This window comes from Pseudomonadota bacterium, assembly GCA_026388255.1.
GTDB lineage: Bacteria > Desulfobacterota > Syntrophorhabdia > Syntrophorhabdales > Syntrophorhabdaceae > JAPLKB01.
The window spans coordinates 20,831-36,195 of the sequence record JAPLKC010000095.1; the positions used below are offsets into that span (position 1 = coordinate 20,831).

Sequence of the window (15,365 nt, forward strand, 5' to 3'; positions counted from 1 at the left end):
TCTTACACCTTTTTTTCTTCCTCAATGGCAATCTTTAAAAACTGGGCCTTTTCTTCAATATCTTTGTCCGTATCCTTGAAGTGTTCCGCTACAACCCGGAATTCTTCGGCATTTTCCACAAAAGCATCCGTTACATCAGGGTCAAAATGGATGCCCCAGCCTTCTTTTATGATTTCAACAGCCTTTTCATGGGGCATGGGTTCCTTATAAACACGTCTGCAAATAAGGGCATCATAGACGTCTGCTATCGCCATCAGTCTGGCTGAAATAGGAATCTCGTCACCCCCGATGCCCTCCGGATAACCGCTGCAATCCCACTTTTCCTGATGATAAAGGGCTATTTCACTGGCAAGGCCAAGGAAAGAGTTCGGCTCATCGAGGAGCTTCTCCGATTCTTCTATTGCATGACGGCCCAGGACGGTGTGTGTCTTCATAATCTCAAACTCCTCGGCGGTAAAGCGGCCCGGCTTGAGGAGAATCCGGTCCGGTATGCCTACCTTTCCAATATCATGCAAAGGTGCTGATTTATAAAGGAGTTCAATATTCTCGTCTGTCAGGAAATGGCTGAAACGTGGATGTTTCTGGAGTTTTTTTGCCAGTAGCTTCACATAATTCTGTGTACGGCGGATGTGATTGCCCGTATCGCTATCACGGGTTTCAGCCAAAGATGCCATAGCCACAATTGTCATATCCTGTGCGGTTGTTAATTCCTTCATTCGGCGTTTTATTTCCTGTTCCAGGTACTCATTTTTATCTTTGAGAAAATCCCGGGCAGTTTTAAGGGTAAGATGCGTTTTTACTCGAGCCATGACAATGGGAGGGCTGATAGGCTTTGTGATGTAATCAACCGCCCCTAGTTCGAAGCCTCTCTGCTCGTCCTCCACTTCAGCCTTAGCTGTAAGGAATATTACAGGTATATCAGCCGTTTCAGGGTTCTCTTTCAGCTTCGAAATAACCTCATATCCATCCATCTCCGGCATCATGATGTCGAGGAGGATCAGATCAGGCATAGGCTTGGCTGCTGCAACCTGGAGCGCCCGTGTACCGCGGTTTGCAACCTTTACTGTGTATAAATCTTTCAAAAGACTGCTTACAAGGGCAAGATTCGCCGGTGTATCATCCACGACCAGAACGACCGGTTTTTGTTCAAAGCTCACAGCATCAGCCATATGGTCCTCCTCATTGTTTCATTTTTTGCTATACTATATTGTACGTGGTTTTATCATGTATGAAATTCCTCAATTGCCCTCCTGCATATCCTTTCCGCCTCCTCAAAGTCATATCCTTCTATGGCCCTGGAAACAGCATCAAGTTCTGCGGCAGGGATGACAGCAGACAAATCCTCCCGGTTTTCCTCGAAGAGTTCTCCTGCTTCGGAGTCAGAGTTCTCAAGGAGGGTGATTAATTCGTCAAGTACTGCCTTCCCCTTCGCGGGATCACCGGAAGAGGGAGGGGTAATAATCTCTGCAGCAACCCCGGGGGCAGCACTCAAGGCGCTGACCATTCGTGAGAGGGCTTCATCGAGGGCATTTAGTTTCGCATCCAGCACTTCTGAAGATTCATTGTTCCGGATAGCGGCCTCAACAACAGCAGCCTTCTCCTGGACATCTGATGCGCCTATATTGCCGGAGACACCCTTGGTGGTATGGGCCAACCGCTCCGCTGTCCCTCGATCATCAACCTTAAGACTCTGGCGTATCCGGGCCAGGGTCTGCCCCTGGTCTTCAATGAATTTTTTCAGCAAGCTCATGTATAACTTTTTCTTACCCATGACCCGCTTTAGGCCTAGGCCCGTGTCGAGACCGGGAATATTGGGCAGGTCGTCCTGCTGTGCAGGTTTGAGTTCTTCCTTTTCTGTCTTTTCTGCATGCATCCCGGCGACTTCCTGGCGCTGGCTGGCCTGGCGGGGTTTTACCCACTTTAGCAATTTGCCGAAGAGTTCATCGGGGTCAATAGGCTTACCGATGTGGTCATTCATACCGGCTTTGTAACATTTATCAATGTCATCGGCCATGACATTTGCCGTCATGGCGATAACGGGTAGATATTTGAAACATTCCTGCTTGCGTATTTCCTGTGTCGCTGTAATACCGTCCATGACGGGCATCTGCATATCCATGAGCACAATATCATATGTATGCTTATCCAGCATCTCCAATGATTTCTGTCCGTCTTGGGCAATGTTGACCTCGAATCCTGCATCGGTAAGAAGCTCACAGGCAAGTTGCTGGTTGAATTCGTTATCTTCTACGAGGAGGATGGATACACCCTTCATGGCAGCGAGATTTTCCATCAATGGAGCCGCTTTTTGTTCTTCCCGGGACATCTCAGCCGGTTCTCCACCCAGCACATGAACGAGGGTGTCGAGCATCGTTGAAGCGCTTACCGGTTTAATAAGTACGTCCTCAAGCCCTGCCATGGCCGCCTCTCTCAATACCTCCTCGCGGCCGTAAGCCGTGACCATGACCATATGCGGCAGGGGACTCAAAGGCAGATCCCGGATAGCCCTGGCTGTTTCAATTCCGTCCATTCCCGGCATTCGCCAATCGAGCAATACAACCTCGTAAGGTTTGCCCGATTTGGCAGCAGAACTTATCTCCTTCAAGGCTTCTTTGCCGGAGGCCACATCATTCACTATAAAGGTCATGCCGGTAAGCATGTCAGAGAGAACAACGCGACTCATCTGGTTGTCATCAACCACCAGTACCCGGCGACCCCGCAGGTCAGGTTCCGGCAGTAACTTCCTTGCTTTGGCAATGCCCTTGCCTAATCGTGCCGTAAACCAGAAAGTGCTGCCTTTGCCATATTCACTTTCCACGCCCACATCGCCGCCCATAAGGCTGGCCAGTTTTTTGGAGATGGCCAATCCCAGCCCGGTACCGCCGTACTTTCGCGATGTGGATGTATCCGCCTGCTGGAAGGATTGGAACAGCTTGCCTATCTGTTCCTCTGTCAGTCCGATGCCCGTATCCTCGACGGCAAAACGAAAAAGTCCGTCACTGTCTGTTTCTTCAACAACTTCCACAGAGATAACCACTTCTCCCTGCTCGGTGAATTTAACGGCATTATTGGCATAATTAACCAGGATTTGACCGAGCCGCAGAGGATCTCCCACAAGATATTTGGGTGTTCCTTTCTCGATACGGAACACAAGCTCCAATCCTTTGGTGGCAGTCTTTTCGGAAATAAGGTTGGAAACATTATCCATAACCTTCTCCAGTTCAAATTCCGTATGCTCTACTGATAGCTTTCCTGCCTCTATCTTGGAAAAATCAAGAATATCGTTGATTATGCCGAGCAGATGTTGTCCTGACTGTTGAATCTTCTGTATGTAGTCGCGCTGCTTTCGATTCATATCCGTTTTCATTGCCAGACTGGAAAACCCGATTATAGCGTTCATGGGCGTACGGATTTCATGGCTCATATTGGCCAGAAAGTCAGCCTTGGCTTTGGCGGCAGAGTCAGCTTCCTGTCTGGCTTCATCAAGATCTTCTAAGATGTTTAACATCGCTTTTCGTGCTTTGTCCATCTCCGCAATCTGATTCTGGAGATCCTCCTCGGATTCCTTTCGTTCCCGAAAGGAGGTTTGCAACTGCTTGGTCATGCTGTTGAAGGCCTCGGAAAATTCACCCATAAAGCTGACTCTTTGAGCGAAATCTCCTGTGGCAATCTGTTTGGTGACCCAGGTCAAGGTTCTCAGGCTGGCGTGGAGACTCTTGAGCGACTGGCCGATGATCAATCCTACCTTGGGCGGGTCGATATCGATCTCACCCCTCCCCAGATGATAGGCAAAGGCGGTCATTTCATTATATTCAGCAATGAATTTGTTGATATAATCGACGGCCTGCCGGATTTCATTGTCCGGATATTCTTTCGGAAGTTCGACAGGTACGGGCTTCTTGCCTTTGAGGATGGAATAAAAGACTTCCGTGATCTTGTCGATATCCTTCTCGTTGATCTCGATCATTTTATGTCCTTAAGCTGTTGGTTTGATATCAAACCGGCATACCCGGTCACCTGAGCACCAGCAATCGACCTCTTTTACAGCGAAATTTTTTCCTGAAAATCCAAAAAGCAGGCCGCTGATGAATCCTTCATCATAGGTGCAGATTGTTTCGTCGGAGACTGGAAGCCCTGAGCAATCGAGGTCTTCTGCAACAGTCAAGGTAAATTCCATTTTATCTAAATCTGCTTTTTCCACTCTCAGGATACCGATCTTTAAAGCAGCCAGCAGATCCTGCAGTTCTTTCACAAAAGCGCCGAAATCGGTCTTTTGAGTAATCAAGTTCTTGAAGAGTTCCCGGCCTGCGAGTTCACCGGCCTTGTAATAAATTCGCTCGGCCGTTGCCGTGTCAAACTCCTGGATGATGACATCTCTCAGCGTAAACTGCATGAGACGATAGACCGCCACATCCATGTTTGCTCCGAGGTTGGGCCTCCCTTCGCCGATATTTCCGATCATGCTCCAATCAAACAACGAAGTGTCTCTTTCCTCTTTGAACATGGGTTCCTCCTTGGATTCTCGGTTGGTAGCTCATTTACTCAACAATCTTATACTTTTTCTCCTTGCCCGTTTGCTCCAGGATCGTATTGATTTCCGCCTTGAGCTGAATCATCTTTTCCTCGCGGTTGATGGTCAGGCGACTGAACCGCTCCAGGTCTTCCATGCGTTCCTTCAGTTCTTTCTCTGCCTGCTTGAGCGAAGTGATATCTACCAGCCATCCCAGGATGCTCGGCTGGTCTTCGTACGTCGTCGGCAAAAAGGTCAACATAATATCGACGGGGGATCCGTCCGCGCCGTTCATCCTGATCTCATAATTGCTGACGATACCATCGCGTTGCAGGGCTTCAATTATCGGCACCCGATCATCCGGGTTGAGATATATTTTTGTAATGGGATCGCCAATCTTGATGTTCAGTGTGCTTAAGAATTGCGGATTGGCAAACTTCAGGAATCCACTCGTTGATATGCCGACACAGATGGGGCTGCTGTCCATCATACCCTGCAGCCTTTCCCGCTCTTTGTGAATAGCGTCTTCCATCGCCTTACGCTCCGTGATATCGCGAAACGAGATTACCGTCCCGACCACCTGGCCGTCTTTCCAGACCGGAGTTGTGGAGTATTCCACGGGCACCGCCGTGCCGCCCTTGCGCCAGAGCACCTCATTGTCCACAGTGCGGGTCTTGCCGTCCTGGGAGGACAGGTACATGGGGCACTGCAACCGCGGGAATGCCGAGCCGTTGGGATAGGCGTAGTGGACCTCGGCATGCATTAATTTGCCGAGCAGTTCTTCTTCTGTATAGCCAAGGATGGAGCTCACCGCGGGATTGACGAATGTAACCCTGCCCCCAGCATCCAAACCGAATATCCCCTCACTCACGGAGCTGAGAATTAAGCGGCCTCGCTCCTCGCTGGTATGCAGTTCGTCGGTCCGCTCCTGAACCAGAAGCTCCAGGCGGTCTTTATAGCGCTCAATTTCTGCACGGGCCGTGTTGGCGTCCTCAGCCAGACTCATGGCAACGGCGCGTTCCCGTTTAGATTCCTCGACCCGCTTGGCTATGGAGATCTCCGCCTGTCGGGCCTGGTTGCGCTCCACGGCCATGGCAGCCACTATTTGGGCCATTTCCACAAGGAAACCCAATATAGCTTCGAGTTTGTCCTCACTCACTATGGGCACTTCCTTGATGGCCTCCAGATATGGCTCTATATCCAGGCCACACTCTTCGGCCTGGCGGCGAAAAAATTCCATATCCGGAAGACCGGTGAAAAACTGCCCCACGAAGGCGTTGGCGATGTGCTTCCCATCGATGATGATAGGCGAGGCGGCGTCAGTCAGACCGTTTTTGCAGGGGTAAACGGAAAACGGCTTGCCTTCGTTAAGATTCAGGGCAAGCCCGGTGTCGCTTTCTATGCAGCGGGCGCAGGTCTTTTCGTTGACGCGGTGAAAGTCCGTGCAGGCCCTCTGCCAGCGTGCCGCGGCGAGGACTTCGCCTTTCAGGTCGATGATGGCGGAGGCTATTCCTACCGACTCACAAAAATCCACTAGCAGGCGCTTGAACTGATCCACGCTGAGTATTTCGGCCAGGGTGTTTGGGGCAATCTCCGGCTGCTCTGGCTCCATGACGGTCGATTCTGCCTTGGCCAATTCTTCATCCAACCCACCCATTAGCTCGTGTTCCTGATAAAATGCCTTCTCGCCTGCCTTTACGGCCAAGGCATTCACCTGCTCCTTGATCTCGATGATTCGTTCTTCCCGGCCTAAGGAAAGGCGGTTGAACCGTTCTATCTCCAAAACCTTGGCCTTGAGTTCCTCCTGGGCCTGTTCTGCCCGGGCGGCCGCCTCCTCGGCAACCTCCTTTTCCACCTTCAGGCCTTCAGCCCGTTTGCGTTCAGTGATGTCGTGAAACGAAACGACCGCCGCGATTACCCGGCCGTCTTTCAAGACCGGTGTTGTTGAATATTCCACGGGCACCGGCGTGCCGTCCTTGCGCCAGAACACCTCATTGTCCACTGTGCGGACCTTGCCGTCCTGGGAAGTCAGGCACGTGGAGCATTGCAACCACGGGAATTCCGAGCCATCCGGATGGGCGTAGTGAACCCTTTCATGCAGCAGTTCGCCAAGCATCTCTTCTTCTGTATAACCAAGGATGGCGCTCACCGCGGGGTTGGCGAATGTCACCAAGCCATTGGTATCCATACCGAATATCCCCTCGCTCACGGAACTGAGAATCAACCGGCTCCGCTCTTCAGCCTGAGCGAGCAGTTCCTTCTGCCCCTCGAGTTCATCTGTTCGAGCCCGCAGTTGACTCTCTGAATCAGCAAGGGCCACTGCCTGGTATTGACTCTCTTCGAGTAGGCTCTTCATACTGAAATTCGATTGCGTAAATACATAAATCACCGCAATAAAGCTTAGTGACAATAAAATGGTAAGCAGGGTAAGAATAATACCGAATGACCGGTACATGCTGATCTGTCCTGTTGGCCAGAGTAGGACCACAGAAATGCCCTCATAAAGTGTGGCAGCTTGTGCTGATAGATATTGCCCTCCCTTAAAAGTCACTTCCGCCTCGGCCTTGAGTTGTTTTTGAAAAACAGGTTCGAATGGTCCCGGACCGTATTGTTTTGAAAGGATAATTTTTTGTTTCTGCTCGTTATCCAGGGGCCATAGAGTTTTCAGACGTGCTTCCGGCTGCGAAGATATAAAGATGATGCCGTTTTGGTCCACCAGGAACCAAACATACTGCTTGAGCTTTATCTCTATGTCTTCGAGTTCCTTCTTTATTACCACAACTCCGACGATCTGACCTTCCTTATCCTTGACGGAAGCGCTTGCGAAAAATCCGCGTATCCCCGTTACCGTACCGACGGCAAAATGCCGGCCAACGCCGCCTTTTATCGCCTGCTGAAAATAAGGCCGAAATGTATAGTTCTGCCCTACAAAACTGTCCTTCGCGTTCCGGTTGGAGGATGCCAGCGTTAATCCGTCATGATTGATAAGATAACAGGCGGCTGCATCCAAAGACTTGTGATATCGATCCAATATGTTGTTTATTTTCTCGATGTTCGCAGGGGTATTGGCCTGCAAAACAGGAAGTGTTAAGGGGGATCCGGCAACGGCCACTGCCGCGCTTTCGATTCTCTTTAATTCATTGGTCAAGTTAAGTGATATAATGAGATTCGCATCTTCCACATCATGCGTTACTGTGCGCGTTGCAATTTCTACTAGGTGGCCGGTAAAAATCCAGCCTGCAGCCGTCACAATGAAGATTGCGCACAAGGCTGTAATAGCAAACCATTTTTTGGTAAAATGAAGTGTTGGCATGATCAAAATATCCCTGCTGTAAGATAAATTCGTTTTTTTAAAAATGTATTTAATATTCTATTCATCACTGACAATACCCCGCGCGTTTGAGGTTTTTGGCAGGTAGCAAATATTCGGTACCATGCCCTATCAGCCGCTGCACCTCAAATTTTTGAGATGTTAAAAAAATATGAGGCACTATTGTTTTAATAATACTATAAATTATTTATGGAGAAAAAGTAATATATTACTGGTTGAAATACCTCATATTAGTCTAGATTGGCATTTTGTGGACTTCATTAAGGCAACTGTATATCTCATAGATAGAAAACAAGCTGCCAGACATTTGCATATTTCATTCAGTATTCAATAAGTTCAATTAAATATATATGGTGCAGATTTGTATTTGCTATACATAACATATCTTGCTTTCACTCTTAATATTAGTTACTTACGCCCTATTTTCCTTTATCCATTTTTTATTCAATTCAAAGTCATCGTTTCCACTTGACTGGGTACGTTGCACGACAATCTCAATAGCCTTGTAGCAGTCCCTTTGCACCTTCAGGGGTGGTGATCCTATTTCCCCCGAGAACAAATATTGCCCTTGTAGTGTACTCTCATGTTTGAACCGAAAGAAGATGATATTTTCTGTGAATTTTTGGTGGGCCGTGGAGGATTCGAACCTCCGACCAATTGATTAAGAGTCAACTGCTCTACCGGACTGAGCTAACGGCCCCGGGATGGTTTTATATAGCATATAAACCAAAGAAAATTCAAACCAATTATTTATATTAGTTATAGCAAAAGATATTTTTCACATATGTATTCAAAAATAAATTGACTAAAGGGAATCTGTATGATAAAAAAAGACTGGTTTTGAATGGATGTGTCTATGTCTGACAACAAAAATAATGTAGTCAGATCTCTTATAAGCTTTAGTTCGCTTGGCTTGGAGATGGGTCTTTCCGTGGCCATAGGCATTGGGATGGGATACTTCCTTGATTCTTATTTTAAGACATCCCCCTACTTAACCATACTATTTATGCTTTTTGGCATCGTAGCAGCATTTAAAACAATATATATGCTGTTGAAAAAGGTTAAAAAGGAAGATGAAAGAGACAACAATTATTAATATTGAGCATGTTAATGTTATCGTACTTGTAATAGGTTCCATATTGTCCATATTGATTATGAGAGAATTCAAATACCTCTTCAGTTTTGCCGTTGCAAGTGCCATTATGACATTAAATTTCAGGTTTTTAAAAAAGATCATGGAAGCAGGATTCCTTGAATCCGGTGGTGGTAAAAAAGGCTTTCTTATTGCGCTTCCTTTAAAATTTCTTGTTCTTACAGGTCTGATAGTGGTTGTATTTTTATATGGAGAAATAGATATAATTTTTTTTATGATCGGTTTATCGACTGTATTTATATCCATAGTGATAAACCAGATAGCTATTTTATTTAATCCTGAAGCAAAAAGGAGGCAAAAAGATGGGGCATGAAGTTTTTACATGGGCTTCTTTATTTCCATTTTTGAAAAATTTACCACCCCATGTATCAAATGCGATTATTGTTTCAATAATACTCCTTATTATTGTAATTTTGGGATATAGGCAACTGAAGCGTACAGAAGACGAGGTAGTGCCCGAACCTAAATGCACATTCAGGAACTTTATTGAAATGATAGTTGAGAATCTCTCGAGTATTATAGTGGATTCCATGGGTCCCAGGGGTAAGGAGTTTGTTCTGGTTGTTGGAACGCTTGCACTTTTTATCCTGTTTAATAATCTTTCAGGGCTTGTACCGGGTTTATTACCGGCCACTGACAGTGTTAACACAACATTCGCCTGCTCATTAACAGTTTTTGTTATGACACATTATTACGGGTTTAAAGAGCATGGCATAAAATATTTGAAGCAATTCGTGGGGCCTATGTGGGCTATTGCACCACTAATGATACCTGTAGAGATTATCGGACATATAGCCCGGCCATTATCACTTGGGTTAAGGCTTTTTGGAAATATAACAGGCGACCATCTCGTAACTGCCATTTTTTTTGGTCTCGTACCTTTGTTGGTTCCTTTGCCTGTTATGTTTCTCGGGTTGTTTGTAGCATTTGTTCAAACGTTTGTGTTTATGCTGTTGTCCATGGCGTATTTTTCAGGGGCAATTTCGCATGAAGAGCATTAAAATCTAATAGAAAGGGGTGAGATTTAATGAAAAAATTTTTAACAGTTACGTTGCTTCTTATGGTTTTCGTAGGCTTTTCCTTTGGTATCGCAATGGCTGCTGAAGAAGCAAAGGGGCTTGACCCGCAGGTAAAACAGATGATTGCCCTTGCAGCCGGTTTTGGTATTGCCCTTGCAGCCTTTGGTGGAGCACTTGGACAGGCGAAGGGTATTGTGGCTGCACTTGACGGGATAGCAAGAAATCCGGGAGCACAAGGGAAGATAGTCACTCCTATGATCATCGGTCTGGCTATGATTGAATCACTCGTAATATATTCCCTCGTTGTTTCATTGCTTTTAATTTTCAAGCTTTAATAAAAGCATTTACGGGGCAGGCGACTATGTCTGTCCCGTAAGGTATTGCCCCTCTGCTATTTGAGACAATTCTGAAAAATGCGCTGTACATCGACAGCATGGCTGTTAATATGCTTTTGAATGACTGTGTAATCAGATGGATCATGGATACGATACTGATCTATGCATGAAGAAAAAAGGGCTCTCATTTTGTTTTCGTTCATGGATTTCAGTGTGTCTATAAAAACATCGATCTTTATACCGGGGCAGTCACCTTTGAATTCCATTTTCCTTAAAGCATCAAGAAAACCCTCCAACACCGCCTTGAGAATAGACGCCTCAACCCAATAAGGTTCGCCAACCCCTTCCAATTTATCTAACCGCATTTTTATGGTGATATCGAAAAGAAATAGCATGAGCGCCTTCAATGGATCAACTCTTTCTTCCCCGCTCGGTAATTCAATCGGTTCGTAACCACGGACAGTTACCAATCTGACATCTACAATCCCATCAACAGTTTTCACCACAAAATCGCCGGCGCCGTGGTGCCAGGGATAAATCCGGCAATAGGTGTCTGAATTATAATAAAGAGTGAGGATCTTCGATGCCTGCCTGATGATTTCATGAACTTCATAATCTGAGGCAAACCGGTATCCTCCATTCATATCCCAGATTATGATACGTTCCACATTGTTGTCATCCTTAGAGAAATGCCATTCATGGTAATTTTCAAACCACTGCGACATTGTCATGAGGATCGTCTCAGACATTTCCTCCCTTATCAAAGTTATCGCCTGCCTGTAATAGGCACGTGGAAGATAGGGAAGTCCTTTCTGATAATACAGGTGCTGGATAAGATCAAATTCCCGGTTGAGTGTTTCCTTTGCTTCGCCGGAGATGGCAGTGCTTACAGAAAATTGTTCCTGTTGATCCTGCGAAAAGACTTCTGCGCTAACAATTTGATAAAGAGTGCCATACTTTTCGTAGCGGATTATTATTTTCTCAATATCTATAATCTCTACCTTTTTGTCCCACAAATGTGCAAGAAGATGCACAAGGTGCTGTCCGTTGTCGAGGAGGATAAAGCCCCTGACAGCAGCAAAATAGTCCCCAAGGGTCATAAAAGGATGATTTTCAAAAGGAGTCATGATAAAGGGCCGTTCAAGCGTAATGGTATCAATAGGCACATCCCCTTCGGGAGACGAAAAGCAATAAGATACAAGCATATAAGTTTCCTTTCAAAAGAGTTTACATAAAACAATGAGGATCATGATTATTCCCCCCTCACCCTTCCCTCTCCCACGAGGGGCGAGGGAATAATGAACTGTCATGTCATATGATAAACCACTTTCCCTCTCATTGCAAAAAGAAATAGGGAAAAGAAGCCTCTCTTTGGACTCAGAGATTCATATTGCCTTGCAGGCACTGAGGATAAAATTATTACTCTGTCGAATGAACTACCCCGCAGCAGAGCTGCGAGGTATCAGCGGAATGAGGATGTGATTATTAATTGAAAAAAACAAGGGTGTCCTGTATGATATTGAAGCAATGGAAGTTTGCCTGAAACTCTTCAGCAAGATATGGTTTACATTGGAGTAAGCATGGACAACAGGGAGAAGAAAATAACAAAGGCACAGCTCGTATGCGAATTGACGGAAATACGCCGTCGTGTTTTTGATCTGGAAAACTCGGAAGCAGCATATAAGCAGGCTGAAACCGCTTTAAAGAAAGATAAAGAAGTATTATATGCATTAATCAATGCCACCAGAGAAACACTGGTTCTGATTGACGCTGAAGGCATAATTCATGTGGCCAATGATACATTGGCTCAAAGAATAGGCAAAAGTGTCCGTGAACTTATAGGTACCTGCCTGTATGATTATTTCCCCCCTGATATTGCAAAACATCGAAAAGAACAATGCGATAAAGTGTTTATTACAGGCAAACCGGTAAGTTCTGAGGATTTCCGGGCAGGCAGGCTTTATTTGATGCACGTTTTCCCTGTCTTTAATGACAATGGAGGGGTGTCAAAAGTATCCATTTTTGCCACGGACATTACTGAGCGCATGATAGCTGAAGAATTATTAAAAGACGAAAAGGAAAGGTTTTCTAAAATACTTGAGAACGACCCCTGCAGCATCGCAGTTATCGGCAGGGATGGGACATACCGGTACGTCAACCCTGAATTTACCCGGATAACAGGATATACGCTTATTGATATCCCTACCGGAAGAGATTGGTTTGAAAAGGCATATCCGGATCCGGAATACCGAAAAAAGGTATATAAAGTATGGAAAGGCGATGTAATTAATGATGTGGGAAAAGGCGCTGATTCTGAATTCAAAATAACCTGCAAGAATGGCGGGCAAAAGGATATCGAATTCAGAACAACCTATTTGAAAGACTTCAGCGTTACTGTAATGAACGATATCACTGCCCGTAGACAAGCCGAGAGCCTTCTCAAAGAATCGGAAGAACGCTACCGTATCATCACAGAAAAATCAACGGTTGGTGTTTATCTAATCCAGGGCAATAAATTCCAGTATGTCAACGATGCTTTTGCACAGATTCACGGATATGATCCCGATGAAATAATTGACAGATTCGGCCCGTTAGACTTCATCCTCCCTGAAGACATCCCTCTAATCAAGGAAGGCGCCAAAAAACAGTTGGATGGTCATATTAAGGGGGCCCATTTTGAGTTCAAGATAAAACGGAAGGACGGTTCAATACGTCATGTTGAGATCTTTATAGCCCGCTTAATGCATAAAGGGGCGCCGGCAATTTCAGGAACATTAGTGGATATTACAGAGCGCAAAGAGGCAGAAAAACGGTTGGCTGAAGAAAGAATGAGATTTCTGAAACTGTCGGAGAATGCACCTTTCGGTATGGTTATGATTGATATTAAGGGTAATTTTACTTATATCAATCCCAAGTTTAAAGAACTATTCGGTTATGATATAAATGATGTACCTGACGGAAAGACATGGTTTAGAAAGGCGTATCCCAATCCTGATTACAGACATAAGGCAATCTCTGCGTGGATGAATGATTTAAAAGAGACAAAGACAGGCGAATCAAGACCGGAGATTTTTAATGTTATTTGTAAGAATGGAACGGAAAAGATAGTAAATTTTATCCCCGTGCTGTTAGGTACAGGCGATACTTTAATGAGTTGCGAAGATATCACAGAACGAAAGAGGCTTGAAGAACAACTCCACACAATGTCAATTGTTGACGAACTTACAGGTTTATATAATAGACGGGGATTTTTTACCCTTTCTCAGCAACAGTTTAAATTAGCAGAGAGGAGCAGGAAAGGCATGGCGCTGTTTTTTATCGACCTCGACCGTATGAAGTGGATTAATGATACGCTGGGTCACCATGACGGTGACAGGGCGCTTATTGAAATTGCGGATGTTCTCAGAAAAACGTTCAGGGAAACAGACATTATCGGACGTATCGGGGGGGATGAATTTGCGATCCTTGCGATGGATATACAGGCAGATATTAAACCGGAAATCTTTCTCACACGTCTCCAACATCATATTGACGCGTTTAACAGGCTTAAACACAGAAGTTACAAGCTCTCCTTGAGTGTAGGCATAGCGCATTACAATCATGAGAAACCCTGTTCTCTTGATGAACTTATATCAAGGGCAGACATATCGATGTATGAGGAAAAAAAGAATAAACAACGTTAAGGGCTGGACAATAACCCTTAACGTTGATGATTTCCAATAAATAATCATGAAAATCACAAAAAGAACAGAAAAAATAGTCCCTTTTTATGTTATGGAGTTGCTTGAAAAGGCAAAGGCCATGGAATCGCGGGGTGAAAACATCGCGCACATGGAAGTGGGTGAGCCTGATTTTGCCACTCCACAGGCAATAAAGGAAAAGGCCATAGAATCAGTAAGAGAAAGCCGGACCTTCTATACCCACAGCCTTGGAATACCTGAACTGAGAAATAAAATAGCGGAACATTATAGTAAAAATGAAAACATAAACGTTTCTCCGGAAAGGATTGTAATTACCAGCGGAGCATCAGGGGCTTTTTTACTGCTGTCGGCCATACTCCTTGATAGAGGGAAACCTCTCGGCGTTTCTGATCCGGGTTACCCGTGCTACAGAAACTTTGCCCTGCTCGTCGATTCGCCGCTAATCTCGATACCTGTAAACGAAGAAACGGCATTCGAAGTCACGGTGGATCATCTTCGACGTTTAAAAAGACTTCCCCATGTCCTTATCGTGTCTACGCCATCAAATCCGACGGGCATTGTTTATCGTGAAGAAACCATGTATGAACTTTCCGGGTTTCTTTCCGGGAAGGGCAAAGTCATTGTTGCAGATGAACTATACAAAGGACTTATTTATGGAAAAGAGTCAAGGACAGCACTTGCCCTTTCGGAAGATATCTTGGTTATTAACGGATTCTCAAAGACCCACGCCATGACAGGGTGGAGGCTCGGGTGGATGGTTGTGCCGCAGTCCCTCATAAGACCCATACAGAAAGTCGCCCAGAACGTTTTTATATCCCCTCCGACCATATCACAATATGCCGCACTGTGTGCATTTGATGTGGCTGATGATCTGGAAAAGATGAGGAAAGCCTATGAGGCCAGGAGAGACTTTTTGCTTCCGAGGCTTAAAAAAATGGGTTTCCATATACCGGTGGACCCGGAAGGCGCCTTTTATATCTATGCGGGTATTGACAAATGGGGACTTGACAGCATGGAATTTGTTGAAAGGGCGTTGAATGAAGCAAAAGTCGCCCTCACACCCGGATATGATTTCGGTTTTTACAAGGCAGGTTCACATATTCGTTTCTCTTATGCAAACAACATGGAAATGTTGAAGGAAGGCTGCGAACGTTTAGAAGCCTGGCTGCAAACACTGTAATTCCAATTCCAAATCAAAGCGCTATCATCGTTGTCTTCGTCATCGGCTCCTCTATTTCTGGGGCTCACGTCGCCCCCTCCACCAGCAAAGCTGTCGGAGCCTCCCCTTCTCGCTCACTTTGTGAGCTAAATAATAT

At 45.6% G+C, this 15,365-nt stretch carries 11 protein-coding genes and 1 tRNA gene; 6 read left to right on the forward strand and 6 right to left on the reverse strand.

Going from position 1 to position 15,365, the window contains the following annotated elements:
- Positions 1 to 2: 2 nt before the first annotated feature.
- The 5 genes from NT178_14810 to NT178_14830 all read right to left on the reverse strand — a co-directional run bounded on the left by NT178_14810 (position 3) and on the right by NT178_14830 (position 8,541).
- Positions 3 to 1,169: a two-component system response regulator gene (locus NT178_14810; GenBank protein MCX5813798.1), complete on the reverse strand. Its 1,167-nt coding sequence runs from the start codon at positions 1,167 to 1,169 to the stop codon at positions 3 to 5.
- A gap of 53 nt (positions 1,170 to 1,222) precedes the next feature.
- The gene (locus tag NT178_14815) at positions 1,223 to 3,967 is read right to left on the reverse strand and encodes a response regulator (GenBank protein MCX5813799.1); all 2,745 of its coding nucleotides are present in this window, start codon (positions 3,965 to 3,967) and stop codon (positions 1,223 to 1,225) included.
- 9 nt (positions 3,968 to 3,976) lie between these two features.
- Positions 3,977 to 4,504, reverse strand: coding sequence for a 4-vinyl reductase (locus tag NT178_14820; protein MCX5813800.1), 528 nt, complete (start codon positions 4,502 to 4,504; stop codon positions 3,977 to 3,979).
- Positions 4,505 to 4,538: 34 nt separating this feature from the next.
- The gene (locus NT178_14825) at positions 4,539 to 7,823 is read right to left on the reverse strand and encodes a PAS domain S-box protein (GenBank protein ID MCX5813801.1); all 3,285 of its coding nucleotides are present in this window, start codon (positions 7,821 to 7,823) and stop codon (positions 4,539 to 4,541) included.
- Positions 7,824 to 8,464: 641 nt separating this feature from the next.
- Positions 8,465 to 8,541, reverse strand: a tRNA-Lys gene (locus NT178_14830).
- Positions 8,542 to 8,697: 156 nt separating this feature from the next.
- Here NT178_14830 and NT178_14835 point away from each other — a divergent pair.
- The 4 genes from NT178_14835 (at position 8,698) to NT178_14850 (ending at position 10,348) form a co-directional block, all read left to right on the forward strand.
- A complete protein-coding gene (locus NT178_14835; protein ID MCX5813802.1) occupies positions 8,698 to 8,937 on the forward strand; it encodes an AtpZ/AtpI family protein in 240 nt (79 codons plus the stop codon).
- Positions 8,915 to 9,307 carry a hypothetical protein gene (locus NT178_14840; GenBank protein ID MCX5813803.1) on the forward strand — a complete coding sequence of 131 codons (393 nt, stop codon included), beginning with the start codon at positions 8,915 to 8,917 and terminating at the stop codon, positions 9,305 to 9,307. Before NT178_14835 ends, NT178_14840 begins: the two co-directional genes overlap by 23 nt.
- Positions 9,297 to 9,995 carry a F0F1 ATP synthase subunit A gene (gene atpB / locus NT178_14845; protein MCX5813804.1) on the forward strand — a complete coding sequence of 233 codons (699 nt, stop codon included), beginning with the start codon at positions 9,297 to 9,299 and terminating at the stop codon, positions 9,993 to 9,995. Before NT178_14840 ends, atpB begins: the two co-directional genes overlap by 11 nt.
- A 92-nt stretch (positions 9,996 to 10,087) precedes the next feature.
- On the forward strand, positions 10,088 to 10,348 hold the full coding sequence (locus NT178_14850) for an ATP synthase F0 subunit C (GenBank protein ID MCX5813805.1): 261 nt from the start codon (positions 10,088 to 10,090) through the stop codon (positions 10,346 to 10,348).
- Between the two features lie 56 nt (positions 10,349 to 10,404).
- On the opposite strand, the gene NT178_14855 is transcribed toward NT178_14850, so the two are convergent.
- Positions 10,405 to 11,553, reverse strand: coding sequence for a hypothetical protein (locus NT178_14855; protein MCX5813806.1), 1,149 nt, complete (start codon positions 11,551 to 11,553; stop codon positions 10,405 to 10,407).
- Positions 11,554 to 11,907: 354 nt separating this feature from the next.
- Here NT178_14855 and NT178_14860 point away from each other — a divergent pair, with 354 nt between their 5' ends.
- Positions 11,908 to 14,031, forward strand: coding sequence for a PAS domain S-box protein (locus tag NT178_14860; GenBank protein MCX5813807.1), 2,124 nt, complete (start codon positions 11,908 to 11,910; stop codon positions 14,029 to 14,031).
- A gap of 46 nt (positions 14,032 to 14,077) precedes the next feature.
- A complete protein-coding gene (locus tag NT178_14865; protein ID MCX5813808.1) occupies positions 14,078 to 15,229 on the forward strand; it encodes an aminotransferase class I/II-fold pyridoxal phosphate-dependent enzyme in 1,152 nt (383 codons plus the stop codon).
- The last annotated feature ends 136 nt before the right edge of the window (positions 15,230 to 15,365 follow it).